18 protein-coding genes and 1 riboswitch are annotated in these 25,762 nt (G+C 70.2%); of the genes, 11 read left to right on the plus strand and 7 right to left on the minus strand.

What is annotated here, in order from left to right; genetic code table 11:
• The first annotated feature begins 79 nt into the window (after positions 1-79).
• The 8 genes from K4L06_RS01115 (at position 80) to K4L06_RS01150 (ending at position 10,922) form a co-directional block, all read left to right on the plus strand.
• The gene (locus K4L06_RS01115) at positions 80-1,378 is read left to right on the plus strand and encodes a nucleoside transporter C-terminal domain-containing protein (protein ID WP_221669639.1); all 1,299 of its coding nucleotides are present in this window, start codon (positions 80-82) and stop codon (positions 1,376-1,378) included.
• Positions 1,379-1,382: 4 nt separating this feature from the next.
• Positions 1,383-2,360, plus strand: a complete 978-nt coding sequence (locus K4L06_RS01120; RefSeq protein ID WP_221669640.1) for a ribokinase — start codon at positions 1,383-1,385, stop codon at positions 2,358-2,360.
• Between the two features lie 372 nt (positions 2,361-2,732).
• Entirely contained in the window at positions 2,733-4,853 is a 2,121-nt protein-coding gene (locus K4L06_RS01125; protein ID WP_221669641.1) for a TonB-dependent receptor, read from the plus strand.
• A 24-nt stretch (positions 4,854-4,877) separates the two neighbouring features.
• Positions 4,878-5,984: a PepSY-associated TM helix domain-containing protein gene (locus tag K4L06_RS01130; protein ID WP_221669642.1), complete on the plus strand. Its 1,107-nt coding sequence runs from the start codon at positions 4,878-4,880 to the stop codon at positions 5,982-5,984.
• Positions 5,985-6,242: 258 nt separating this feature from the next.
• A complete protein-coding gene (locus K4L06_RS01135) occupies positions 6,243-8,414 on the plus strand; it encodes a TonB-dependent siderophore receptor (RefSeq protein WP_221669643.1) in 2,172 nt (723 codons plus the stop codon).
• A gap of 173 nt (positions 8,415-8,587) precedes the next feature.
• Positions 8,588-8,923 (plus strand): YegP family protein, encoded by a 336-nt coding sequence (locus tag K4L06_RS01140; protein WP_221669644.1) that lies wholly within the window; start codon positions 8,588-8,590, stop codon positions 8,921-8,923.
• Between the two features lie 160 nt (positions 8,924-9,083).
• Positions 9,084-10,082 carry a tRNA dihydrouridine synthase DusB gene (gene dusB / locus K4L06_RS01145; RefSeq protein ID WP_221669645.1) on the plus strand — a complete coding sequence of 333 codons (999 nt, stop codon included), beginning with the start codon at positions 9,084-9,086 and terminating at the stop codon, positions 10,080-10,082.
• A gap of 6 nt (positions 10,083-10,088) precedes the next feature.
• Positions 10,089-10,922: a class I SAM-dependent methyltransferase gene (locus K4L06_RS01150; protein ID WP_221669646.1), complete on the plus strand. Its 834-nt coding sequence runs from the start codon at positions 10,089-10,091 to the stop codon at positions 10,920-10,922.
• 13 nt (positions 10,923-10,935) lie between these two features.
• Here the strand turns inward: K4L06_RS01150 and K4L06_RS01155 are convergent, their stop codons facing one another.
• Positions 10,936-11,994 carry a metal-dependent hydrolase gene (locus K4L06_RS01155; RefSeq protein ID WP_221669647.1) on the minus strand — a complete coding sequence of 353 codons (1,059 nt, stop codon included), beginning with the start codon at positions 11,992-11,994 and terminating at the stop codon, positions 10,936-10,938.
• Between the two features lie 117 nt (positions 11,995-12,111).
• On the opposite strand from K4L06_RS01155, the gene K4L06_RS01160 reads away from it, so the two are divergent.
• A complete protein-coding gene (locus K4L06_RS01160) occupies positions 12,112-12,831 on the plus strand; it encodes an amino acid racemase (protein WP_221669648.1) in 720 nt (239 codons plus the stop codon).
• Positions 12,832-12,904: 73 nt separating this feature from the next.
• On the opposite strand, the gene K4L06_RS01165 is transcribed toward K4L06_RS01160, so the two are convergent.
• Positions 12,905-13,732: a UDP-2,3-diacylglucosamine diphosphatase gene (locus K4L06_RS01165; RefSeq protein WP_221669649.1), complete on the minus strand. Its 828-nt coding sequence runs from the start codon at positions 13,730-13,732 to the stop codon at positions 12,905-12,907.
• Positions 13,729-15,489: a lysophospholipid acyltransferase family protein gene (locus K4L06_RS01170; protein ID WP_221669650.1), complete on the minus strand. Its 1,761-nt coding sequence runs from the start codon at positions 15,487-15,489 to the stop codon at positions 13,729-13,731. Before K4L06_RS01170 ends, K4L06_RS01165 begins: the two co-directional genes overlap by 4 nt.
• 264 nt (positions 15,490-15,753) lie before the next feature.
• Between K4L06_RS01170 and metK the strand changes: the two genes are divergently transcribed.
• Positions 15,754-16,980 (plus strand): methionine adenosyltransferase, encoded by a 1,227-nt coding sequence (gene metK, locus K4L06_RS01175; protein ID WP_221669651.1) that lies wholly within the window; start codon positions 15,754-15,756, stop codon positions 16,978-16,980.
• A gap of 82 nt (positions 16,981-17,062) precedes the next feature.
• On the opposite strand, the gene K4L06_RS01180 is transcribed toward metK, so the two are convergent.
• Both K4L06_RS01180 and K4L06_RS01185 read right to left on the minus strand, forming a co-directional pair.
• The gene (locus K4L06_RS01180; RefSeq protein WP_221669652.1) at positions 17,063-17,983 is read right to left on the minus strand and encodes a hypothetical protein; all 921 of its coding nucleotides are present in this window, start codon (positions 17,981-17,983) and stop codon (positions 17,063-17,065) included.
• A 58-nt stretch (positions 17,984-18,041) separates the two neighbouring features.
• On the minus strand, positions 18,042-18,989 hold the full coding sequence (locus tag K4L06_RS01185; protein WP_221669653.1) for an XVIPCD domain-containing protein: 948 nt from the start codon (positions 18,987-18,989) through the stop codon (positions 18,042-18,044).
• 197 nt (positions 18,990-19,186) lie between these two features.
• Between K4L06_RS01185 and bchE the strand changes: the two genes are divergently transcribed.
• The gene (bchE, locus tag K4L06_RS01190; RefSeq protein ID WP_221669654.1) at positions 19,187-20,728 is read left to right on the plus strand and encodes a magnesium-protoporphyrin IX monomethyl ester anaerobic oxidative cyclase; all 1,542 of its coding nucleotides are present in this window, start codon (positions 19,187-19,189) and stop codon (positions 20,726-20,728) included.
• Positions 20,729-20,798: 70 nt separating this feature from the next.
• Here the strand turns inward: bchE and K4L06_RS01195 are convergent, their stop codons facing one another.
• Positions 20,799-22,445: a LysM domain-containing protein gene (locus K4L06_RS01195; RefSeq protein ID WP_221669655.1), complete on the minus strand. Its 1,647-nt coding sequence runs from the start codon at positions 22,443-22,445 to the stop codon at positions 20,799-20,801.
• 407 nt (positions 22,446-22,852) lie between these two features.
• Entirely contained in the window at positions 22,853-25,408 is a 2,556-nt protein-coding gene (locus K4L06_RS01200; protein ID WP_221669656.1) for a prolyl oligopeptidase family serine peptidase, read from the minus strand.
• 236 nt (positions 25,409-25,644) lie between these two features.
• A riboswitch (S-adenosyl-L-homocysteine riboswitch) is annotated at positions 25,645-25,720 on the plus strand.
• Positions 25,721-25,762: the final 42 nt, after the last annotated feature.

Consider the following 25,762-nt stretch of genomic DNA (forward strand, 5'->3'; position numbering starts at 1 on the left):
TGGCGCGGCCAGCCACTAGGCTGCGCCGACTATTAGAACGCTGACAAGCCGCCGGGGCTCCGGCGCCGGGGAGAGTGGAGTGGATTCGATCGTACGCGTGGGCTTCGGCCTGTTCGGTTTGGCGGTGCTGGTCGGCATCGCCTGGCTGTTTTCGGTCAACCGTCGTTCGGTGGACTGGAGGCTGGTGGTCACCGGCATCAGCCTGCAGATCGCCTTCGCGGCCGTGGTGCTGCTGGTGCCGGGCGGCAAGGACGTGTTCGACGCGATCGGCAAGGGCTTCGTGCACGTGCTCGAGTTCGTCGGCGCCGGCTCGAAGTTCATCTTCGGCGACCTGATGGACGTCAGCAAATTCGGCTTCATCTTCGCCTTCCAGGTGCTGCCGACGATCATCTTCTTCTCCGCCCTGATGGGCGTGCTGTACCACCTGGGCGTGATGCAGGCGGTGGTGCGCGGCATGGCCTGGGCGATCACCAAGGTCATGCGCGTGTCCGGCGCCGAGACCACCAGCGTCTGCGCCAGCGTGTTCATCGGCCAGACCGAGGCGCCGCTGACCGTGCGGCCGTACATCCCGAAGATGACCGAGTCGGAGCTGATCACGATGATGATCGGCGGCATGGCCCACATCGCCGGCGGCGTGCTCGCCGCCTACGTCGGCATGCTCGGCGCCGGCGACGCCGACGCCCAGGCTTTCTACGCCAAGCACCTGCTCGCCGCCTCGATCATGGCCGCGCCGGCCACCCTGGTGATCGCCAAGATCCTGGTGCCGGAAACCGGCGAGCCGCTGACCCGCGGCACGGTCAAGATGGAAGTCGAGAAGCACACCGCCAACGTCATCGACGCGGCCGCCGCCGGCGCCGGCGACGGCCTGCGCCTGGCGCTCAACATCGGCGCCATGCTGTTGGCCTTCATCGCCCTGATCGCCCTGGTCAACGCGCCGCTGACCTGGATCGGCGAGCAGACCGGCCTGGCCGCGGCGATCGGCAAGCCGACCGACCTGTCGACCCTGCTCGGCTTCGTGCTGGCGCCGATCGCCTGGGTGATCGGCACCCCGTGGGCCGACGCCAACGTGGTCGGCGGCCTGATCGGCGAGAAGGTCGTGCTCAACGAATTCGTCGCCTATACCCACCTGGCCGACATCGTCAACGGCAAGGTCGCCGGCGTCGCCCTCAGCGACGAGGGCCGCCTGATCGCCACCTACGCCCTGTGCGGCTTCGCCAACTTCAGCTCGATCGCGATCCAGATCGGCGGCATCGGCGGGCTGGCCCCGGAGCGCCGCCAGGACCTGGCCCGGTTCGGCCTGCGCGCGGTGCTCGGCGGTTCGATCGCGACCTTCATGACCGCGACCATCGCCGGCGTGCTGACCCACTTCTCGGTCTGAGCGCATGAGCCAGCCAGTTTCCGGCCGGGTCGTCGTGGTCGGCTCGTTCAACGTCGACCACGTCTGGTCGCTGCCGGCGCTGCCGCGCCCGGGCGAGACCCTGGCCGGCACCTACCACACCGGCCCCGGCGGCAAGGGCTTCAACCAGGCCATCGCGGCGGTGCGCGCGGGCGCGCCGACCCGCTTCGTCTGCGCCCTCGGCGAGGACGCCGGCGGCCAGCTGGCGCGCGCGCTCGCCGCCGGCGACGGCCTGGAACTGCACGACCTGCGCAGCGATCTGCCGACCGGCACCGCCGGCATCTACGTCGACGCCGACGGCCGCAACAGCATCGTCATCGGCGCCGGCGCCAATGCCGAGCTGTCGCCGGCCTGGGTCCAGGCCCAGGCCGATGCGCTGGACGCGGCCCAGGTGGTGCTGAGCCAGTTGGAGACCCCGGTCGACTCGGCCTGCGCCGCGTTCGAACGCGGCCGCCGCGCCGGCGCCGTCGCCCTGCTCAATCCGGCCCCGGCCGACGCGGTCGCCAGCGACGCCTTGTGGGCGCTGGCCGACGTGATCACTCCGAACGAAACCGAGTTCTGCGCCCAACTGCGCCGCCGCTGCGGGATCGAACTCGATCCCGACGCCCTGGCCGGGCTCGACGACGCGGTCTTGCACGGCCATTGCCGCGCCCTGCTCGCGCACGGCAGCGTGGTGGTGACCCTGGGCAAGGCCGGCTGCTTCGTCTCCCATCCCGACGGCGCCCTGCGCGGCGACGTCCGTGCGCACTACCGCTGCCCTGCGGCTGAGGTGCGGGCGGTCGACACCACCGGCGCCGGCGATGCCTTCAACGGCGCCCTCGCCGCTGCTCTGGCGCGCGACCCGTCGGCGGCGTTCGAACGCCATATCGCCTACGCCAGCCGCTACGCCGGCCTGTCCACCGAGCGCCCCGGCGCGGCCGCGGCGATGCCGCGCGACGCCGAGGTCCGGGCGCGGTTCGGCTGAGGCCGCGGGGCGGGCGAACCACGGTCCGCAGCGCAGATTCTGTCGCAGTCGGATTGTCGCGGCTCGCGCCGTAGGTTTCGCCGCAGCTGCGTTGTCGCGGTCGCGGCTTGCGCCGCTCCTACAAGGGGGCTCCGGCACTACGCGATCTCCCTGTAGGAGCGGCGCGAGCCGCGACCGCGGGGACGCACCCACGACGCAGGCTTCGCCTCCGAACCCGCTCCGGCCGCGCGCCGATGCAGCTAAGCATCTGAAAAAATTGGTGTTTCTTCCCTTCGAGGACGCACGTCCCCGGCCTCGGCCTCAGCCAAGCCTTGATTTGAGAATGGTTCGCATTAACATGCCAACCCTGTCGCAGTTCCCAGGCCCCCTTCGATGCCCCGCCTTCCGCTTCTCGCCAGCGCCGTGCTGGCCGCCCTCGCCGCGCCCCTCGCCCACGCCGACGAGGCCAAAGACCTCGACCGGGTCACCGTCTCGGCCAGCACCAGCCGGATGCCGAACTCGGAGGCCGCGCTGGCCAACACCATCACCGTGATCGACCAGGAACAGCTGCAGCAGCAGTTGGCGGTGACCCAGGACGTGTCGCAGGTGCTGGCCAACCTGATCCCCTCGTTCGCGCCCTCGCGGCAGAAGCTGACCAACGGCGGCGAGACCCTGCGCGGACGCAAGCCGCTGTACCTGGTCGACGGCGTGCCGCAGTCGACCCCGCTGCGCGAAGGCGGCCGCGACGGCCACACCATCGACCCGGCGATGATCGAGCGCATCGAGGTCATCCACGGCGCCAACGCGCTGCAGGGCCTGGGCGCTTCCGGCGGCATCATCAACATCATCACCAAGCGCGCGCCGCGTCAGGACGGCGAGCGCTTCCAGGAGCTCAGCCTCGGCGCCAGCACCGCGCTGCCGAACCGCAGCGACAGCGTCGGCTACCGCGGTTCCTACCTGTTCGGCGTCCGCAGCGGCGCGGTCGACTTCGTCGGCGGCCTCAGCTACGCCAGCGAAGGCCTGTACTACGACGGCAACGGCGAGGCGATCGCGGTCAACGACATCCAGGGCGACCTGATGGACGCGCGCAGCTACAACCTGTTCGCCAAGACCGGCTGGGACATCGACGACGACAAACGCCTGCAGCTGACCGCCAACCGCTACCAGCTGCGCGGCAACAACGACTACATCACCGTCAACGGCGACATCCGCACCGGCAAGCTGGCGACCTCGGCGCCGGGCAGCCGCGAGGGCCGCGGCGCGCAGAACCGCTCGACCTCGCTGACCCTGGATTACAGCGACAAGTCGCTGGCCGGCGGCTACTTCAACGCCCAGTTGTTCTGGGTCGACTTCAAGGGCCTGTACGGCGCCACCGACTGGGAAGACTTCTGGCGCGACGGCCGCGACCGGCACTGGTGGGACCAGTCGCAGAACGTGTCGGAAAAGCTCGGCGCCAAGTTCGGCTGGTCGCGCGACAACCTGTTCGGCCTGCGCCTGCGCACCACCTTGGGCCTGGACTGGAACCGCGACAAGACCTATCAGGAGCTGGTCGTGGCCAAGCTCAAGTGGGTGCCGGAAACGCAATACGAATCCTGGTCGCCGTTCGTCCAGGCCGAATGGTGGGTGGCCGACAAGCTGATGCTGACCGCCGGCGTGCGCCACGAGCGCGGCAAGCTGCAGGTCGACGACTTCACCACCATCCCGGCCAACGCCGGCGGCAGCCGCTTCGTCCGCGGCGGCTCGCCCAAGACCCGCGAGACCCTGCCCAACTTCGGCGCGGTGTTCGAAGCCAGCGACGCGCTGAAGTTCTACGCCTCCTACTCCGAAGGCTACACGGTGGCCGACATCGGTCGGGTGCTGCGCGGCATCACCGCGCCGAACCAGCGCGTCGACAACCTGGTCGACCTGTCGCCGGTGGTCTCGGACAACCGCGAAGTCGGCGTCGACTTCGACAACGGGCGTTGGCTGGCGCACCTGGCCGCGTACTGGTCCGATTCCGACCTCGGTTCGCGCCTGGCCTTCGACCGCAACACCCAGAGCTACAACGTGGTGCGCGAGCGCACCGAGATCCGCGGCATCGAAGGCAACGTCGCGTTCCAGTTCTCCGAGGCCGGCCGGGTCGGCCTGGGCTACGCGCGCGCCAAGGGCCGCTACGACAGCGACGGCGACGACCGGGTCGACAGCGACCTGCCGGGCATCAACATCAGCCCCGACCGGCTGACCGCGTTCTGGGACCACACCTGGAACGACCGTCTCTCGACCCGGGTGCAGGGCAGCCGCGCCTTCGACCGCGATTTCGACGCCAAGGGCGTGCGCGTGGCCAGTACCGACGGCGTCACCACCGTCGACCTGCAGGCGCGGGTCAGGTTGCCGGTCGGCCAGCTCAACCTGGGCGTGGAAAACCTGTTCGACGAACAGTACGTGACCTACTACTCGCAGAGCACGCCGCGCAACGACACCTACGTCGCCGGCCGCGGACGGGTGTTCAACCTCAACTGGTCGTATCGTTTCTAAGCCGCCCCCGCCGTCGCGCCCAGCATGAGCCCACGCCAGGCCCCCATCCCCTTCCGCCAGCGCCTGCGCGGTGCGCTGAAGTGGCTGCACCTGTGGCTGGGCCTCGGTGCGGGCGCGGTGTTCGCGGTGGTCGCGCTGTCCGGCACCGTGCTCGCGTTCCAGCGCGAGCTGATGCTGTGGGCCTATCCGCAACTGGGCGAGCACGCCTTGCCGTCGCCGGCGCAACGCGCGCAGGCGCTGGAGCGCATCGTCGGCCATTGGCAGGCGCAGGGCATGAGTTCGCTGGACCTGCCCAGCACGCAGTTGCCGGTGTGGCAGGGGTATTTCCCCGACAACGAACGCCGCTACTTCGACCCGGCCAGCGGCGAACTGCTGCTGACCCGCAACACCAGCAACGACCTGCTGCTGTGGCTGCGCGACCTGCACATCCATCTGCTGGCCGGCAAGACCGGCGAGCAGGTGCTGGGCGTCGCCGGCGTGATCGCGCTGTTCCTGCTGCTCAGCGGCCTGTACCTGTGGTGGCCGCGCTGGTCGGCCTGGCGCGCCAGCCTGCGCTGGTACGCCGGGCCGCCGACCCGGCGCTGGTTCAGCTGGCACCGCGGCCTGGGCCTGTGGCTGTTGCCGCTGACCCTGCTCGCCGCGCTGACCGGCACCGCCATGGTCTACGACGAGATCGCCCGCAACGCGCTGCGCGCCGCCTTCGCCGAGGCCAAGCCGGCCAAGCCGCCGAAGCTGGCGGCCGGCGAAGGCCCGGTCGACTGGGCCGCGGTGTTGCGCGCCGCCGACGCCGCGGCGGCGCCGGGCGGAGCGATGGCCGGCGCGCAGTTGCGCCGCATCGGTTTGCCGAAAGCCGGCAGCGGCCTGGTCTCGATCCGCGCCCGGATGCCGGGCGAATGGCATCCGGTCGGACGCTCGCAGGTGTGGATCGACCCGTATCGCGGCGCGCTGCTCGGCACCCTCGATGCGACCCGCCAGGGGCGCGGCTCGCGCATCTACGAATCGATCTATCCGTTGCACGGCGGCTTCGTCGGCGGCCTGGCCTGGCAGACCGTCACCGCCGTCGTCGGCCTGGTACCGCCGTTCCTGCTGGTCACCGGCTTCCTGTTCTGGCGCCGCCGCCGCGGCCGCTGAGCCTTTTGTAGGAGCGGCGTCAGCCGCGACAACCGAAGCGGTGTACGCGAGCGTTACGGCCGAAATTGCAATGCCGCACGCCCGAATTGGTGGAGCGTTTCGCCTCGAGGCACGGCGTGGGACTACACCGCTTCGGCTGTCGCGGCTCATGACCCGAAGGAAATCCCTGTGGGACGCCGCTCCTACAGGAGCCGGAGCGCTGACAACGCGCTGCGCCAATGCGAAAATGATAAGCATTATCGTTTTCCTGGACGCTCGATGAAGTCGCCGTACCGCTCCGCCCTCGCCGCGCCGCTGCGCCGCAACCTGCTCGCCCTGCTCTGCGCCGCCTTCGCCGCGCCCGCCCTGGCCCAGTCCGCCGCCGACAGCGACAAGACCGCTGCTCAGGACACTATCGAGACCCTCGACGAAGTCACCGTGCAGGCCCAGCGCCAGGCGCGCTATCTGCAGCGCTGGAGCACCGGCGTGACCAAGGCCAACACGCCGCTGCTGGAAACCCCGATCTCGGTCTCGGTAGTGAGCCGCCAGCAGATCGACGACCAGAAGCCGCGCAGCGTGTCCGAAGCGCTGCGCTACACCCCCGGCGCCTTCGTCGGCCTGGTCGGCTCGGCCGACCGCTACGATTACATCGCCCTGCGCGGCTTCATCGACAACAGCACCGACAACAGCATCCTCGACGGGCTCAAGCTGCTCGGCGATTCCTCGGCCTACAACTCGGTGCAGATCGACCCGTATTTCCTCGAGCGCATCGACGTGTTCCGCGGCCCGTCCTCGGTGCTGTACGGACGCGCCTCGCCCGGCGGCTTCGCCGCGTTGACCAGCAAGAAGCCGCAATTCGATTACCTGCGCTCGGTCGAGATGACCGTCGGCAGCCGCAGCCAGGCCGGCGCCGCGTTCGACTTCGCCGGCCCCTTGCGCGAAGGCGACGGCGTGCGCGCCGCCTACCGCCTGACCGGCCTGGGCCGCGCCTCCGACACCCAGGTCGCGCATACCCGCCGCGAACGCTACGCCCTGGCGCCGTCGCTGCTGCTGCAGTTCGGCGAGGACACCAGCCTGTTGCTGCAGGCCAATCTGCAGCACGACCCCAGCGCCGGCTTCCACAGCGGCCTGCCGGCCGACGCCACCCTCAACACCCACCACAACGGCCTGCGCATCTCGCCGCGCTTGTTCGACGGCGAACCCGGCAACGACGACTACTCGCGCACCCAGCGCCTGTACGGCTATCAGTTCGAACACCGCTTCAATCCGGACTGGAGCTTCCGCCAGCACTACCGGCACCTGGATTCGGACGTCGAGCTGCGCCAGATCTACGGCTATGGCTGGGCCGGCGAGCGCGAGCTCAACCGCTACTACACCGGCGGCGACGAATCGCTGCGCGCGCATGCCGTGGACAACCAGGTCCAGGGCCGCTTCGACACCGGCCGGATCAAGCATACCCTGACCGTCGGCGTGGACTATCAGAACCGCGACAACATCGGCTACTGGGAATCCGGCCTGGCCGAACCGCTGGACGCGTTCGCGCCGCGCTACGGCCGCAGCCAGGTGCTGTCCGGGCGCAGCCACTGGCGCCACGATTTCGAGCAGACCGGGCTGTACCTGCACGACCAGCTCGCCCTCGACCAGTGGCGGTTCTCGTTCAGCGGCCGCGAAGACCGCGTGCACATGGCCAACCTCGACCGCGACTTCGGCACCCGCTCGACCTGGAGCGGCTCGCGCTTCACCTCGCGAGTCGGCGCGGTGTACCTGTTCGGCAACGGCGTCTCGCCCTACCTCAGCTACAGCGAGTCGTTCAACCCCAATCTGTATTCCGACCGCAACGGCCAGTTGCTCGATCCGACCGAGAGCCGGCAGAGCGAGATCGGGGTGAAGTACCAGCCGCCGGGCAGCGAAACCCTGCTCTCGCTGGCCGCCTACGACCTGGTCCAGGACAACGTCGCCTCGCGGGTGCTGGCCACCGACTACTACGAGCCGGCCGGCCAGGTGCGCTCGCGCGGCATCGAGCTGGAAGCCAAGTCGCAGCTCAGCGACCGCTTCAGCCTGATGGGCGGCTACACCTTCACCGACATGGAATACCGCCGCGGCGAGATGGCGCCGCGCGGCAACACCCCGTACCAGGCGCCGCGGCACATGGCCAGCCTGTGGGGCGACTACGCCTTCGCCGGCGGCGTCGGCCTGGGCGCCGGCGTGCGCTATGTCGGCACCAGTTGGGCCGACAACGCCAACACCCTCAAGGTGCCGGCTTACACCCTGGTCGACCTGTCGCTGCGCTACGAGCTGGGCCGCCTCAGCCAGGCCATGCGCGGGCTGAGCCTGCGCCTGAACGCCAACAACCTGCTCGACAAGCGCTACGTCTCCTCCTGCGCCAGCCTGCTGTACTGCTACTACGGCGAGGAGCGCAACCTCAGCGCGACCCTGCGCTACGAGTTCTGAGCCTCGCGCGCCCTGCGGACCGCCGACCCTCGCGGCGGTCCGCCCGGCCGGGCGCCGGGCTTGCCGCCGGGCCATCCGGCCGGATCGCATTCACGACTGCGTTCTACGGACGTATAGCAGGAAGTCGGGCCGCTCAATCCGGAGCGGCCGTCCACATCGCGAGGGAAGGACTCATGGCAGGCAAGTACGTCATCAGCAAGCGCAGCAACGGCGAATTCCAGTTCGTGCTCAAGGCCGGCAACGGCGAAACCATCCTCGGCAGCGAGGGCTACGACGACAAGGGCGGCTGCCGCAACGGCATCGCCTCGGTGCAGACCAACAGCGTCGACGACGAGCGCTACAAGCGCAAGACTTCGAGCAACGACAAGCCCTACTTCGTCCTGACCGCGGCCAATCACCAGGTCATCGGCACCAGCGAGCTCTACTCCAGCGAAAACGCCCGCGACAACGGCATCGCTTCGGTCAAGCAGAACGGCCCGACCACCACGATCGAAGACACCACCGCCTGATCGCGGCCGGGCCCATCGCCCCGCCGCCCGCCGACGGCGCCGCCCCGCGGCGCCGTCGCCGCGTCCGGCCTGCGAACCCGTCGGCTCTCCGCGCCGGGCGCCGGTCGCGGAACGCCGCGCCTTCGCGGCCCGCTCCCGCCCGAGCCGATACAATGCGCCGATGCAGATCGGCCGCCATTCCATCGTCCCGCGGGTGATCCTGGCCCCCATGGCCGGGGTCACCGACAAACCCTTCCGGGTGCTGTGCAAGCGCCTGGGCGCCGGCCTGTGCGTGTCGGAGATGACCACCAGCGACCCGCGCTTCTGGACCACGGCCAAGTCTCGCCACCGCATGGACCACGCCGGCGAGCCCGACCCGATCAGCGTGCAGATCGCCGGCACCGTGCCGCAGGTGATGGCCGAGGCGGCGCGCTACAACGTCGACCACGGCGCCCAGATCGTCGACATCAACATGGGCTGTCCGGCCAAGAAGGTCTGCAACGCCTGGGCCGGGTCGGCGCTGATGCGCGACGAGGGCCTGGTCGCGCGGATCCTGGAGGCGGTGGTCGGCGCGGTCGAGGTGCCGGTGACCCTGAAGATCCGCACCGGCTGGGATCACGACCAGCGCAACGCGCCGGCCATCGCCCGCATCGCCCAGGACGCCGGCATCGCCGCGCTGACCGTGCACGGCCGCACCCGCGACCAGCAGTACACCGGCCAGGCCGAGTACGACACCATCGCCGCGATCAAGGCCGCGCTGACCATCCCGGTGATCGCCAACGGCGACATCGACTCGCCGCGCAAGGCCGCGGCGGTGCTGGCCCATACCGGCTGCGACGCGGTCATGGTCGGCCGCGCCGCGCAGGGCCGGCCATGGATCTTCCGCGAGATCGCCCATTACCTGGAACACGGCGAAGAACTGCCGCCGCCGACCCTGGCCGAGGTGCGCGACTGGCTGCTCGGCCATCTGCAACACCTGCACGCCTTCTACGGCGAAGTCTCCGGCGTGCGCATCGCCCGCAAGCACCTGGGCTGGTACGCCAAGGACCGCCCCGAAAACGCCGCCTTCCGCGCCGTGGTCAACCGCGCCGACAGCGCCGAGCTGCAACTGCGCCTGACCCGCGACTACTTCGACGCGCTGGTCGCCGGGGTCAGCCCGGCGCTGGCATCCGCCGCCTGAGGCCCCATGAGCGAATCCCCCGCAACCGCCGACTTCCCCTACCTGCATGGATTCTCGCCGACCGAGCAGGCGCGGCTGATGAAACAGGCGCGGCTGGCCGAATCGACGATCTTCCACAACATCGACTACGGCAACGCCCGCCGGCTGCTTGAAGTCGGCAGCGGCGTCGGCGCGCAGACCGAAATCCTGCTGCGCCGCTTCCCCGACCTGCACGTCAGCTGCGTCGACCTCAACGCGGCCCAGCTCGACGCCGCTCGCGACAACCTGGGCCGGATGCCGTGGCTGCAGGGCCGCTACTCGCTGCAGCGCGCCGACGCCACCGACCTGCCGTTCGAGCCGCGCAGTTTCGACGCGGCCTTCCTGTGCTGGGTGTTGGAGCACGTGCCCTCGCCGGCGCGGGTGCTGAACGAGGTCCGCCGGGTGCTGTCGCCGGGCTCGCCGGTGTACATCACCGAGGTGATGAACTCGTCCTTCCTGCTCGACCCCTATTCGCCCAATGTCTGGCGCTACTGGATGGCGTTCAACGACTTCCAGTACGAAAGCGGCGGCGATCCCTTCGTCGGCGCCAAGCTGGGCAATCTGCTGTTGGCGGGCGGCTTCCGCGACGTCGGCACCGAGATCAAGACCTTCTACTTCGACAACCGCGAGCCGGCGCGGCGCAAGACCATGATCGCGTTCTGGGAAGAATTGCTGCTGTCGGCGGCCGACCAACTGCTCGCCGCCGGCTGCGTGACCCAGGACGTGGTCGACGGCATGCGCCGGGAAATGCACCAGGTGCAGAACGACCCCAACGCGGTGTTCTTCTACTCGTTCGTGCAGGCGCGCGCGACCGTCTACTAAGCGGGCCGCGAGGTCAACGCGCGGCGGCGGCCGGCGCCGTCCGCGCCTCCGCCGGCGCGCCGACCGGCTCGGGCTCGCGCCAGATCCGGCTCCACATCGCCGGCAGCTTGCGCGCCGCGTCCCAGGGCCACTTCAGTTGCTGCGGCGGCACTTCGCGCCAGCCGCCGCCGTCGCGCTGGGCGACCACGAAGCGGAAGCTGTAGTCGGGTTCGGCGCCCATCCGCAGGTCAGTCAGCACGATCTGCCCGTCGCGCTGCTCGGCCTTCATGAAGCCATGGTTGAACCAACGCAGCCGGCGCACCGCCGGGTAGTCGGCGACCGCGGCGAACCCTGCCGTATCGGACGGGTAAAAGCGGAACCGCATCGGCCCGCGGTCGGCGGCCAACGAACGCTCGCCCTCGACGAAACCGTCCGGCGTCATCGCCACCACCCGCCACAGCAGGATGTTGAACGGCATCGGCACCGAGAAACGCGGCGCGTCCTGCAGGCCGAGCCCGGCCAACGCCGGTTCGGCGGCGCGTTCGACCTGCTGCTTGGCCCACAGCGAACCGCCCAGGTACAGCGTGCTCAACGCCAAGCCCAGCAGCAGCGCGGGTTGCGCGCTGCGCCGCTCGCGCGCGAACCAGGCCCACACGCAGGCGATCGCCAGCCACAGCGTGTACAGCGGGTCGATGATGAACACGCTCGACCACATCGCCGGCGGCGGCTGCAGCGGCCACCACAGCTGGGTGCCGTAGACGGTGAAGGCGTCGAGCACCGGATGGGTCAGCAAGGCCGCCTGCATCGCCCAGAACCAGCGTTGCGGCGCCTGCGCGACCCGCCCGCCGCAGCGCCGGAACAGGGCCCAGACCAGCCAGCCCACGAACGGCAGCACCAGCAGCGAATGGCTGAGGCTGCGGTGCCAGGTCATGCGCTCGACCGGGTCGGCGGTGAGCAGGTTGACCGGAATCACGTCGAGGTCCGGCAGGGTCGCCAGCGCGGCGCCGGCGAGCAGGGCGGCGCGGCGATGTTGCGGCGGGGCGATGGCGGCGCTCAGGGCCGCGCCGAGCACGATCTGGGTCAGGGAATCCATGCGCGGATGCTAACCGCAGCCGCGACCGGGCCGGGTTTGTTTTTCGTTGCCGCGCGGCCCTGCACGCGCAGACGCCGGCGACGCATACTCGCAGGCCCGCCCCGACCGACTCCGCGCATGACCGACGCCCCGCCCCTGCACATCGGCATCGTCGCCTGCTCCGCCGAAGGCGCCGCGCTGTGTTACCGCACGATCTGCGCCGAGGCCGCGCCGCTGCTCGGCGCGCACGCGCATCCGACCGTGTCCCTGCACGGCCTGTCGCTGGCCGATTACGTCGAGTGCCTGGACCGCGGCGATCTGGCCGGGGTCGGCGAGCTGATGCTGCACTCGGCCCAGGCCCTGGCCCGGGTCGGCGCGCAGTTGCTGATCTGCCCGGACAACACCATCCATCAGGCCATGCCCTACGTGCTGCCGCGCTCGCCGCTGCCGTGGCTGCACATCGCCGAGGTGGTGGCGCAGGAAGCGAAGGCGCGCGGCTACCGCCGGCTCGGCCTCACCGGCACCCAGTGGCTGGTCGAGAGCGAGGTTTACCCGGAAAAGCTCGGCGCGCTGGGGCTGGACTACCGCCGCCCGGATGCCGGACAGCGTGCGCGGATCGGCCGGCTGATCATGGACGAGCTGGTGTACGGCCGCTTCGAAGCCGACACGGTCGCCTATTTCCTCGAGGTCATCGCCGGGCTGCAGGCGCAAGGCTGCGACGCGGTGGTGCTGGGCTGCACCGAGATCCCGCTGATCGTCGACGACGCCAATTCGCCGTTGCCGACCCTGGACTCGACCCGGCTGCTGGCGCGGGCCGCGCTGCGCCGCGCGCTCGGCGCCGCGGCGGCGACGCCCTGACCGTCCCGCCCTCGCCCTCTCCCCTTCCGTCCTGGAAAGGGAGAGGGCCCTCGTGCCCGGTGCGCGGCGCCGCTCAGGCCGCGTGCGGCAGCGCGCCGCCCAGCCGCCGCGGCGCGCGCGCCGGCAGCAGGGCCAGGGTTTCGCCGGTGTGGGCCAACAGGCGCAGCGTGCCGTCGGGATCTTCGGCCAAGGCGGTCAGGCTTTCGACCCAGTCGCCGTCGTTGGCGTAGACGCAGCCCTCGCGCTCGAACAACGCGGCGCGGTGGATGTGGCCGCAGACGATGCCGTCCAGGCCGCGCCGGCGCGCGTCGCCCAGGCCGGCCTGGACGAAGCGGGCGATGTAGCGTTCGGCCGCGCCGCTTTGCCGTTTGAGGAAGTCGGCCAGCGACCAGTAGCGCAGGCCGAAGCGGCGCCGCACCCGGTTGGTCAGGCGGTTGCCGGTGAGGATGCGCTCGTACAGCCAGTCGCCGAACTTTTCCTGCATGCCGCCGAACTGGGTCGCGGCGTCGTAGTCGTCGCCGTGCACCACCAGCAGGCGGCGGCCGTCGGCGGTGAGGTGGATCGCGCGCCGGCGCACCTGCATGCGCGGCAGCGCCAGGCCGCAAAAGCGGCGGATCGAACGATCGTGGTTGCCGGGCACATAGATCAGCTCGGTGCCGGCGCGGGTCAGCGCGTGCAAGGCCTCGACCACCCGGTATTGGGCCGCGCCCCAGGCGGCGCGATGCTGCGCCATCCACCACAGGTCGACGATGTCGCCGACCAGGTACAGGCGATCGCAACGCAGACTCTGCAGAAAATCGGCGAGTTCCGCCGCGTGGCAGTGCTTCGAGCCCAGATGCACGTCGGACACGAACACCGCCCGGCGGCGTACCGGCAATTGCGCGATCGATGCAGGACTCATGGCACGGCCTCGCTGGCGACGGACTCGGCGTCGGAATCGCTCGCGGAACCGCCGGCGGCCGGCGCCGTCGCGCCGAGATAGCGCTCGCGCTTCTTCGGCCGCAGCCGCAGCAGGTCCACTTCGATCAGGCCGTCGACCGCATCGCTGAACGCCGGATCGACGCCGAACGCGAGGAAGCGCGCGCCGCCGGGTTCGCACAGGTCGGTGTATTGCTTGTACAGCATCGGCAGGGTGGCGCCGAGCGCATCGAGATTGTTCTTGAGCACGCGGAACGCGGTCGCCGCGTCGACGGCGTCGAACTGCGGCGGCGCGGCGCGATAGACGAAGGGCTGGCGCGAGACCGCATCGGCTGCGGCCGCGCCGTAGTAGCGGGCGTAGTAGGCGACGATCTGCTCGCGCGCGTCGGCCGGCAGCGCGGCGCTGATCGACACCGGGCCGAACAGGTAGCGCACGCCGGGGTGGCGCATCAGATAGGCGCCGATGCCCTGCCACAGGTAGTCGATGCTGCGGCTGCCCCAGTACTCCGGCACGACGAAACTGCGCCCCAACTCCATGCCCTGGGCCAGGCGCGGCACCGCGTCGTCGGCGAAGCGGAACAGCGAGGCGGTGTAGAACCCGGCCAGGCCGCGTTCGGCCAGGATCCGGCTGCCGCGGCCGATCCGGTAGGCGCCGGCGATGCGCTGCGCGGCGGCGTCCCACAGCACGATGTGTTCGTACCAGCCGTCGTACAGGTCCACGTCCAGGCGCTGGCCGGTGCCCTCGCCGACCGCGCGGAAGGTCAGCTCGCGCAGCCGGCCGATCTCGCGCAGCAGCGGCGCGCCGGCGTCGAGTTGGCCGACCCGGATCTGCTTGCCGTCCAGGGTGTGGCCCAGCGACTCCATCGCCTCGACCCCGGCCCGGACCAGGGCCGGGTCGACCGCCTCGACCAGCGGTTCGGGACCGACCGGCGCGGCGCGCTCGTGCGCGGTGCCGATCGCATGCAGCTCGCGCCGCACCTCGCGCAGCAACTGCTGCGGGTCGCCGTCGCTCGGCAGTTGCAGCGGCCGGCCGATGCGCAGGGCGATGCGGCGGCTGCGGCGGGCGAACATCTCGCGCGCCAGCAAGGCGGTGCCGGCCGGCTTGAACAGGGCCGAGGCGCCGTAGAACAGGGCCGAATTGCGCGCCTCGATCCGCACCGGCAGCACCGGCGCGGCGGTCTTGCGGGCGAAGCTGAGGAAGCCGCGGCGCCAGCGCCCGTCGGCGACCCCGCGCAGGCCGAGCCGGGCGACTTCGCCGGCCGGAAACACGATCACACACTGTTCGGCGCGCAGCGCCGCCTCGATCGCCTGCAGACTCTCGGCGCTCGGCCGGCCGCCCAGGATCCGCACCGGCAGCAGCAGCCCCGACAGCGGCTCCAGCGCCGACAGCAGGTCGTTGGCGACGATGCGCACGTCGCGCCGGACCCGGCCGACCGCGTCGAGCAGGGCCAGGGCGTCGAGCGCGCCGGAGGGATGGTTGGCGACGATCAGCAGCCGGCCGCGGGCCGGGATCCGCTCCAGCTCGGCCGGATCGACCAGGTAACGGGCCTGGAGGAAATCCAGCGCGCCGCCGACGAAGGCGAAGTCGCGCAGGTGGCCGTTCTCGGCCAGGAAGCGGTCGACCAGGTCGAAACGCGACCAGCGCCCCAGGGTGCGCAACAGCGGCCGGGCCAGGCTGCCGCGGCGGCCCCGGAACCATTGCGGGAAGCGCTCTTGCAGTCGGCGTTCGAGAGGCAGCATCGGCGTCGCAGTCGGCGGCGGTATGCCGCGGAGCCTGCGCCGGGGCGGCGACAGGCCTGTGGCGGTTTGCGGTCAGTGCGATGACAGCCGCCGGCCGGGTGCCCGGCGGCTTTGGCCGAAGATGACCGGCGTAGACCGGCGTTGCCCGCGATCGGCCAGCGAATTAACCCCCGGCAACCCCCGAAAGCGGCACAATGCGCGTTCGCGGCCGAGCCTGTATCATATCCGGCCATCTTTCTATCCGAATACGAGGATATAGCCTCGATGTCCAGCAGCTACCTGTTCACCTCCGAATCCGTCTCCGAAGGCCATCCGGACAAGATCGCCGACCAGATTTCCGATGCCGTCCTCGACGCCATCCTGGCCCAGGACAAGCGCGCGCGCGTGGCCTGCGAGACGCTGGTGAAGACCGGTGCGGCGATCGTCGCCGGCGAAGTCACCACCACCGCGTGGGTCGACATCGAGGCTCTGGCGCGCAAGGTCATCAACGACATCGGCTACAACAATTCCAATGTCGGCTTCGACGGCCACACCTGCGCGATCATCAACATGCTCGGCAAGCAGTCGCCCGACATCGCCGCCGGCGTCGACCGCAAGAAGCCGGAAGAACAGGGCGCGGGCGACCAGGGCCTGATGTTCGGCTACGCCTGCAACGAAGCCCCGGAATTCATGCCGGCGCCGATCTACTACTCGCACCGCCTGGTCGAGCAGCAGGCCAAGATCCGCAAGCAGAAGAACTCCAAGCTGCCGTGGCTGCGTCCGGACGCCAAGTCGCAGGTCACCCTGCGCTACGACGCCGAGCACAAGGTCGTCGGCCTCGACGCGGTGGTGCTGTCCACCCAGCACGACCCGGGCATCAAGCAGAAGGACCTGGTCGAGGGCGTGTACGAGCACATCCTCAAGCCGGTGCTGCCGAAGGCGTGGCTGGAAAAGCTGCCGAAGAACAAGGTCCACATCAACCCGACCGGTATCTTCGTGATCGGCGGCCCGGTCGGCGACTGCGGCCTGACCGGCCGCAAGATCATCGTCGACAGCTACGGCGGCATGGCCCGCCACGGCGGCGGCGCGTTCTCGGGCAAGGATCCGTCCAAGGTCGACCGTTCGGCCGCCTACGCCGCCCGCTACGTGGCCAAGAACATCGTCGCCGCCGGCCTGGCCGACAAGTGCGAAGTGCAGGTCTCCTACGCCATCGGCGTGGCCGAGCCGACCTCGATCTCGGTCACCACCTTCGGCACCGGCAAGATCAGCGACGACAAGATCGAGAAGCTGATCCGCAAGCACTTCGACCTGCGCCCGTACGGCATCGTCAAGATGCTCGACCTGATCCACCCGGTCTACCAGCTGACCGCCGCTTACGGCCACTTCGGCCGCAAGCCGAAGGAAGTCAGCTACGTCGACGCCGCCGGCAAGAAGCACACCGCGACCGCATTCTCGTGGGAAAAGACCGACAAGGCCGAGGATCTGCGCAAGGACGCCGGGCTGAAGAAGTAAGCCCGCGCCGGCGCTATATCGCCGAAGCCACGAGAAAAGGGCCGCGAACGCGGCCCTTTTCTTTTGCCCCGACGGCGGCGGCCTAGTGCGTCTGGGCCTTCTGCTGCTGCATCGGCAAGCCCAAGCCCGGCGGCGGCGCATCCAGAGTTTCCTGGCTGGCTTTGGCCAGGCTCTGCGCATCGGTCTCCAAGATGTTCACGCCCACGCCGGTGTAGGACGATTCTTGCGGCCCCTTGAACACGAACAGTTCGTGGCTGCTGTCGCCCTGGCCGTAGCGGACGGCATCGATCGAATCGTAGATCTTGGCGGCGACGCAACCGCGGGTCAGCTCTGCGGCGACCTGCTCCTGCCAGTACGGGCAGTCTTTCAGCAGCCCCGGCGCCTCCATTTCGCCGATGCATCGCAGGATCGAACCATACAGACCGCCGTGAGGGTGCTCGGTGTGGGTCAGCAGCGTCCCGCCGCTCGCGGACGGCTGCGGCGAGATGTCGGCGAAGATCTTGGTCGCCGCTCCGCCATGTTCCGACAGCAGCGCTCGTTCGACGCCGTCGCGGCCGTCCTCGCTGGTTTGATAGCCGCGGTCGTAATCCGACGCCTTGTCGCCGCCCTTGAGCAGGTAATGCGTCCCGGAGCCGTCCGGCGAGGCCAACACCCGACAGCCTTCGTCCCGGAGCAAGTCGATCTGTTGCACGCCCTTGTCCTGCAGCCATTGGGCCAGCCGCTGCGGCAAGAACTTGCCGGTGTCGTCGACGTCGACGATCACCGCCTTGATCTGCCCGGGAGGGCCCAGCGCCGAGGCCTCGAAGGCCGCATTCAACCGTTCCTCGTAGGCCCGCCAACCGGCCTCGTCGTTGCACGCCGAATACACGTGGCTCAGGGCGAGCCGGCCGTTGCCGGCCAGGCCGACCGCCACACAGCCGAGCAAGCCGTCGGTGATCAGATCGGAGCCGCCTGCCTGCACGCTCAACCATTCGTCCACGCCCACCTTGACCCGGTCGTTCATCGCTCGCTCTCCGCCACCCGCATCGCTGTCCTGCGTCCTGGCACCCGCCGCCCGTGGATCAGACCGTCAGCGCACCGCCGTTGCTCTGCGCCTGCGACGGCTGAGCCGGAGCCGATGCGCCTAGCGCCGGCAAGGCCGCATGCAAACGCCGCGCTTGCGCGCTCAGCGCCGGCATCGACAGGTCGAGCGCGTCGTCGGTGACCACCGAAGCGTGCTGCATGGACTCGCGCCGGCTGCCCTTGATCGCGAACAGCGAGGCGTGGTCCTCGCCGCCGGTGATCACGGTATCGACCTGGCCGATCTGCTGCTTCAGGCATTCCACGGTCAGCGCCGCCGCGGCCTGGCGCGCGGCGTAGGAACCGGGCAGTTCGCCGGCGTTGTCGGCGCCGACCGCCTCGGGCGGAATCTTGGCCAGGATCTGCCGATACAGGCCGTAGGCCGGATGCCCCTCCTCGGTCAGCGCCGCGCCGCCCGCGGCGAGGTCGGCGCGCGGCGGATGCGCGGCGCCGGCCGGCTTGGCCTGGTCCGACAGCGCGCCGACCCGGCTCGCCGCATCGCCGGCGTCGGCGGACACCTGGTAGCCGTAGCGGTAATCGTCCTCGCGATCGGCCTGCTTGAGCGTGCAGCGCAGGCCGGCCCCGCCGGCGCCGATGCGGCAGCCGTTGTCCTGGCGGATCTGCGCCTCGATGCCGTGGCCGTGCAGCCAGTCCTTGAGTTTCCACGGCAGCCAGGCGTTGCTGCCGAGCTGGCTGTCGCCCTGCGCGCAGACCAGCACCGCCTGCGGCCGGTCGCCGAGATCGGACGCCGCCAAGGCCTCATCGAGCCTGGCCCGGTAGCCCTCCCAGTGGCCGGCATCGCAGCCGGAGAACACGTGCGACAACGCGATCCTGCCGTTGCCGGCCAGGCCGACCGCGACACAGCCGGACAGACCGTCGGTGATGAGGTCGGCCTTGCTGGCATCGGCCGCCATCCATTCGTCCAGGCCGACCTTGACGCGTGCGTTCATCGTTCTCTCCGTGTGGGTGGGCGCACGCCGTTCGCGCGCGGCATCGGTGTCTACGCAAAACACCCGCGCGGCCGGCCTGGCGCGCCGACCGCCGTCACAGAACCCCCGCATCGGCCTCACACCGGCCTCATCCTGCGCCCATCGCCGCCGCCGACAGTGCTCGCGCCGGCGCGCCGCCGGCTTGCCCGCGACCCGCCATGTCCCCGCTTCGCATCCTCCTGCTCAATCCGCCGCATACCGCGATCGGCAGCCGCATACCGCGCGAACAACTGCCGCCGCTGGGCCTGCTCAGCATCGGCGGCCCGCTGCTCGACGCCGGCTTCGCGGTCGAACTGCTCGATGCCGAGTTCGGGCCGATGCCGATCGACGAGATCGTCCGCCGGGTGCTCGAACGCGCGCCCGACCTGCTGATGGTCGGCCACTCCGGTTCGACCTCGGCGCACCCGACCATCGCCCGCATCGCCGCGCAGCTGAAGCAGGCGCGGCCGCAACTGCGGATCGTCTACGGCGGCGTATTCCCGACCTACCACTGGTACGACATCCTCAGCCGCGAGCCGGCGGTGGACTGCATCGTCCGCGGCGAAGGCGAGCGCACCGCGGTGCTGCTCGCCACCGCCCTGGCGCGCGGCGACGACCTGGCCGGCGTGCCGGGCCTGGCTTACCGCCGCGACGGCCGCATCGTCGATACCGGCCAGGCCGAAATGCTGACCGACCTGGACCAAGCCCGGGTCGGCTGGGAGCTGATCGATCACGACCGCTATTCCTACTGGGGCGGAATGAAGGCGGTGGTGGTGCAGTTCTCGCGCGGCTGCCCCTATCTGTGCAGCTACTGCGGCCAGCGCGGCTTCTGGACCCGCTGGCGCCATCGCGATCCGGTCCGGTTCGCCCGAGAGCTCGCGCGCCTGTATCGCGAACACGGCGTGCGCCTGATCAATTTCGCCGACGAGCTGCCGACCGGCTCGCGCAAGGCCTGGAAGGCGTTCCTGGAGGCGCTGATCGCCGAGAACGTCGAGCTGACCCTGGTCGGCTCGACCCGCGCCGGCGACATCGTGCGCGATGCCGACATCCTGCATCTGTACAAACGCGCCGGGGTGATCCGCTTCCTGCTCGGCATCGAAAGCTACTCCGAAACGACCCTGCAAACGATCCGCAAAGGCGCCAGCGTGCGCGAGGACCAGGAAGCGATCCGGCTGCTGCGCGAGCACGGCATCATCTCGATGGCCACCTACGTGGTCGGCTTCGACGAGGACCGCGATCGCGACTACTGGAACTCGCTGCGCCATCTGCTGCGCTACGACCCGGACCAGATCCAGTTGCTCTACGCCACCCCGCACCGCTGGACGCCGTACTACGACAGCGTCGCGGCGCGCCAAGTGATCCAGACCGACCCGCGCAAGTGGGACTACAAACACCAGGTGCTGGCGACCCGCGGCGTGCCGCCGTGGCGGGTGCTGCTGTGGGTCAAGGCGATCGAGGCGATCATGCAGCTGCGTCCGCGCGCCTTGTACCGCAGCCTGTTGCACCCCGACCGCGAAGTCCTGCGCGGCATGCGCTGGTACGTGCGCATGGGCCGGCGGGTCTGGTTGCGCGAGTTGTTCGAGTTCTTCTTCGCCGGCGGCCGCACCCGCCGCGGCCCCAGCGTCGAGGAGTTCTGGGGCTCGTCCTTGGCCGAGCACGAGAACGCCTTGGCCAAGCCGAAGCGGCGGCGGATTCCGATCACGACGCTGCCGCAGGCATAAGCGGGCGACGGCTCGACGGTCGTCGGCGGGCGGGCCGGCGAGCCGCGCCCCGGCTTCAGCCGGGAACCTGCTACCCCACGTCCATGTCGAGGCGGACGAAGCCGCGCCCCGCATGGCCGTCGGCCGCATCGGAAATGTCCAGCAGGGTCCCGGCGAAGCCGTACTTGTTCTGGTTCATGTTGCGCGCCATGCCGATCGCGAACTGCAGGGTGCTGGCCGAGCGGCCGTCGCCGTCGTCGGTGAAGTGGGCGATCTGCGGCATGGTGTCGCCGGCCTTCTCGGCCTTGGCGTTCAGGGCGCCCATTTCCGCCTCGGTGAAGGTCAGCTTGAGTTTCTGTCCCGGCTGCGCCGGGCCGCTTTCGGTGACCCCGCCGCTGAGCACCCAGTTGATCTGCTGCGCGGAATGATTGCCCTGCCCGCCGGTGTCGACGGTGTATTCGTAGGTCCGCTCCGACCGCACCTCGTTGCCCTGGGCGTCGAAACGCTGGGTGATAGTCAAGGGCACGTTGTCGCCATAGCTGAATTCGCGGGTCAAGGCGATCGAACCGTCGGGATAGGTGGTCTGGACGACGCTGCCGGCGTTGGCGCCGCCCATGGCGATATCGCCTTCGAGTTCGGCCGCGCCGGTGGCCAGGTGGAGCTTGACCCGGCCCTGCGAAGACACGTCCAGGCGCTGCACCGTCGCCACGCCCTCCACGCCCGGGTCTCCCTGCTCGGCGCGGCCGGTGACGACGAAGCGCTCGTAGGCGGCGCGGCCTTCGGAGCTGTCGAGGTCGAAACGCGCCGTACGCAGGGTCGAATCGCTGACGTTGGTCTGCCCGCCGACGCTGATCGAAGCCTCCACGCCATGCTGATTGAAGCGCAGGCCGCCGCCGCTGAACGACTCCAGCGCCGAGCACGGCCCCTTCATCACCGTGACTTGGTTGCTGTGCGGGTCGCGGGTGATCACATAGGCGGAGCCGCGCGCATCCTTGACCTGGCTCTCGCCGCCGATGTGCTTGAACGAGCCGGCCAGATCGGTCTGCTCGTACTGCTGTCCGTCCATGATCACCGAAGCGCCGGGCGGAATCGTGCTGGGGTCGAAGGGATTGATCTGCGCGACCTTGGCCGGATCGTGGTTCTCTCCGGGCAGGATCACCTTGTAGCGGGCGCGGAAGCCGATGCCGGTGGCGCCCTCCGCCTCGAACTGTCCCGCCCGCCCCTCTGCGCGTACCAAGGTGACGTTGGCGCCGACCACGCTGAACTCGGTGCTCCCGTCCTTCTTGGTCCAACCCACTTCCACCGATACTTCGTTGCTGATCTTGAAGATCGAGTAGTTGCCGGTCTCGTTGGTCTGGGTCGTCCGGGTGACGTTGTCGCCCGGGTTGTGCATGACCTTCACCGAACCGACGGCGCCGGCGTACTCGCTCTTGCTGGTGCCGTGGCCGGCGTCGTAAGGGCTGTCGATCGGCCCCTCGGTCACGCTCATCGCCGCCGCCGGGATCTTCAGCGTGTCGCCGTAGAAGATCGGGTCGGCGCGGCCGGCCTGCTGGGCCTCGTCCTGGCGCCATTTGTCCTGGAACAGTTCCGGATTGGCTTCGCGTAGGGCCTGCGGGGTGACGCCATAGGTGTCGGCGATCTGCAGCAGGGTTTCGCCGGGACCGACCGTGTGCGTGGTCGGGGTCGATTGCGGGGTGAACACCGGCGCGCCGCCGATGCTGTCTGGAGCAAGGTACATGGAGGACCTCCGGTGCGAGTGGGGGATCGCGCCGCAGCGCATGCCCAGGCATGCGGGGTGCGGTACGCGATCAGCCTGCGCTCCTGCCTCCGCCGCGCGCTGTGCGCGGATCGCGCTTCGGCGCCGATCTCGCGATGAGGACAAAATCGCGCGCATCCGCGGCAAACGCGGATCCCGCCAGGCCCGAGCGGCGCGATTGGCCCGTGCGACGCCCCGCGGATTGGCGCTTGCCTCGCGGCTCGCACGACGCTGTCGTGGGCGGATCCGCCGCCCGTCGCCGCATCGCGGCCGATCCGGCGGCGCAAACAGAAACGGAGCGCCAGGCGCTCCGTCTCCACTGCCTCGTCGGCGCCGCGGCGATCGCGCGGTGCCGCTGCGCGATCGCCGTCGCGATGTCTACGGCGCGCTTATTTCGATGCCGCCGCCTTGCCCGTCGCGGCCTTGCCGGCCGCAGCGGGCTTGCCCGCCTGCGGCTTGGCGGTCTTGACGTACAGCTCGAGCCAGCGGTTGGTCTCGGCCAGCATGTGCAGGATCGACTCGCGGGCGCGGTAGCCGTGGCTTTCGTTGGGCAGCATCACCAGTCGCGCCTTGCCGCCCAGGCCCTTCATCGCCGCGAACAGGCGTTCGCTCTGGACCGGGAAGGTGCCGGAGTTGTTGTCCTGTTCGCCATGGATCAGCAGCAACGGGTCCTTGATCTTGTCGGCGTAGTTGAACGGCGACATCGCCTGGTAGGTCGACTGCGCCTGCCAGTAATTGCGCTCTTCGGCCTGGAAGCCGAACGGGGTCAGGGTGCGGTTGTAGGCGCCGCTGCGGGCGATGCCGGCCTTGAACAGGCGGGTGTGGGCGAGCAGGTTGGCGGTCATGAACGCGCCGTAGGAGTGGCCGCTGACCGCGATCCGCTCGCGGTCGGCGACGCCGCGCCGTACCACTTCCTCGACCGCCGCCTCGGCGCTGGCGGTGAGCTGCTCGATGTAGCTGTCGTTGGGTTCGCGCTCGCCTTCGCCGACGATCGGCATCGAGGGGTCGTCGAGCACCGCATAGCCCATCGCCAGGTACGGCAGCGGCCCCCAGAAGCTGACCAGATTGAAGCGGTACGGCGAACCGGTGACCTGGCTGGCCGCGGCGGCCGACTTGAACTCGCCCGGGTAGGCGTACATCAGCATCGGCAGCGGGCCGTCGCGCTTGGGGTCGTAGCCCGGCGGCAGGTACAGGTTGGCGGTCAGCTCGACCCCGTCCTTGCGCTTGTAGCGGATCTGCTCCTTCTTGATCTGCTTCAACTGCGGAGTCGGATGGGCGAAGCGGGTCAGCGGCGCGGGCGCGGCCTCGGCGCGCGCCAGCTCGCGCAGGAACAGATTGGCCGGCTCGGTCGGCGATTCGCGCAGGGTCAGCAGGCGCTGGCCGGCATCGTCGAGCAGCGCGTACGGCGCTTCGTAATGCGGCGCCTGCGAATGGAATAGCCGGGTCTTGGCCTTGCTGGCCAGATCGTAGCGGTCGAGGAAGGGACGGTCGCCTTCCGGCGAAGCGCCCTCGCCGGCCAGGAACAGGCTGGCGCCGTCGGCCGACAACTGCAGCCGCTCGCGGCCGGCCGCGTCGCGCTGCAGCAGCGGGTCGCCCGGATCGTTGTAGCGGTCTTCGCTCAGGCCGCTGTGCAGCAGCTCCGGCTCGCGTCCGCCCTCGTCGGGAGCCACGCGCCAGCGCTTGGCCTGGCGGGTCTTCCACCAGAATTCGTCGATCAGCGCCAGGTCGCCGCGGCCCCAGCGCGCGCGGGCGAAGCGCGACTGCAGCCGCATCAGGGTCTGCGGCGGCTTGTCGAACGGCGCGGCCTGGATCATCACCGCATCGCGGATCTCGGCCGCGCGGCCCGGGTCGCCGCCATCCTGCGCTTCGGCCCAGACCAGGCTCGCCGGCGCGTCGCTGCGCCAGTCGATGTTGCGCACCCCGGTAGGCACGGCGTCGTTGCCGCTCGGCAGGCCGTCGATCAGCGGCAGGCGCGCGACTTCGTGCTCGAACTTGCCGTCGGCGTCCAGCACCTCGATGCGTTGCGGGAACATGCTCGCCGGCACCTGGTAGGAGAACGGCCGCTCGATCTTGGTGGTCAGCAGATGGCGGCCGTCCGGCGAAGGCTTGGCGCCGGTGTACAGCGCCGGCGCGCCGAGCCGGGCGACCGCGCCGGTCAGGTCGACCACGGCCAGCTGCGAACGCAGGTAGTACTCGAACTGGCGCGCATCGCTTTCGTTGCGCAGCAGGTCCTGGAAGGTGCGGATCTGGCGCACGGTCGCGCTGGCTTCGGTCTCCTGCACCGCCGGGCCGGTCGGCACGGTAGCGCTGGCCGGCGCCTCGCCCTCGCCTTCCGGCCGCAGTTGCACCAGCAGGCGGCGGCTGTCGGGCATCCAGGCATAGCCGCGGCCGGCGACGGTGTTGAGCCCGGACGCCACCCGGTGCGCGCGGCGCGAAGCGAGCTCGACCAGCCACAACTCGTTGGCACCGCTGCCGGCGTCGACGCGGTTGAACGCCAGCCAGCGCTGGTCCGGCGACCACTCCAGCGTCGCCAGCGACAGCGGCGACGGCAGGCCTTCGATCTTGTGGGTCTTGGCGCCGTCGATCTGCAGCAGGCTCAGATCGCTGCCGAAGCTGAAGCGGCTCTGCGCGCGCATGCGCGGATGCAGGCGCATGCCGGCGAGCTTGAGTTCGGGCTGGGCGACCACGTCGATGCCCGGCAAAGACGGCGTCTGCACCAGCGCCATCCAGTCGCGGCGCGGGCTCAGCGCCAGCTGCGGCGGACGCGGCGCATCGACGATCGCCTGCAGGGGCTTGGGCGGCAATTGGTAGCCCGCGGCGGCGGCGGTCTGCGCGGTGGCACCCAGCGGCAGCACCAGCAGCAGGGCCGACAGCAGCAAGGCCTGCGGCAGGCGGATCGAAGCAGGCCGGCGGTCGCAGCCGCGGCGTCGCGCAAGAGGTCTCATCGGCGATGGGTTCCTGAGTGAATGAGCGTAGGAGCCGCGGCCGCCGACGCGGACGGCCGCCGCATGGCGCGGGCGCGCTCCCCGCCCCGAGCTTAGCCGGCGTCGACGGCCGCCGGCCTATGCCATTCGGGCTGGTTCGCAGGCGACGGCGCGACGACCGCTGCGGCCGCCTGCGTTCAGGCTCGGCCTGGCCGTCGTGCGGCACTCGGGGAGGCCGCGATATACTGGTCGCTCAGCCCGCCGAGGGGCGCTGCGACCGTGCGATCCACGGCCAGGCTCGGCGAGGCCTAGTCCCAACGGCGCCCGGTTTGAGCTCCACCGCAGACCGCGGTGGCTCGCCGGACCCGGCATCCG

The sequence above is a fragment of the Lysobacter sp. BMK333-48F3 genome, from assembly GCF_019733395.1.
In the GTDB taxonomy this organism is placed as follows: domain Bacteria; phylum Pseudomonadota; class Gammaproteobacteria; order Xanthomonadales; family Xanthomonadaceae; genus Lysobacter.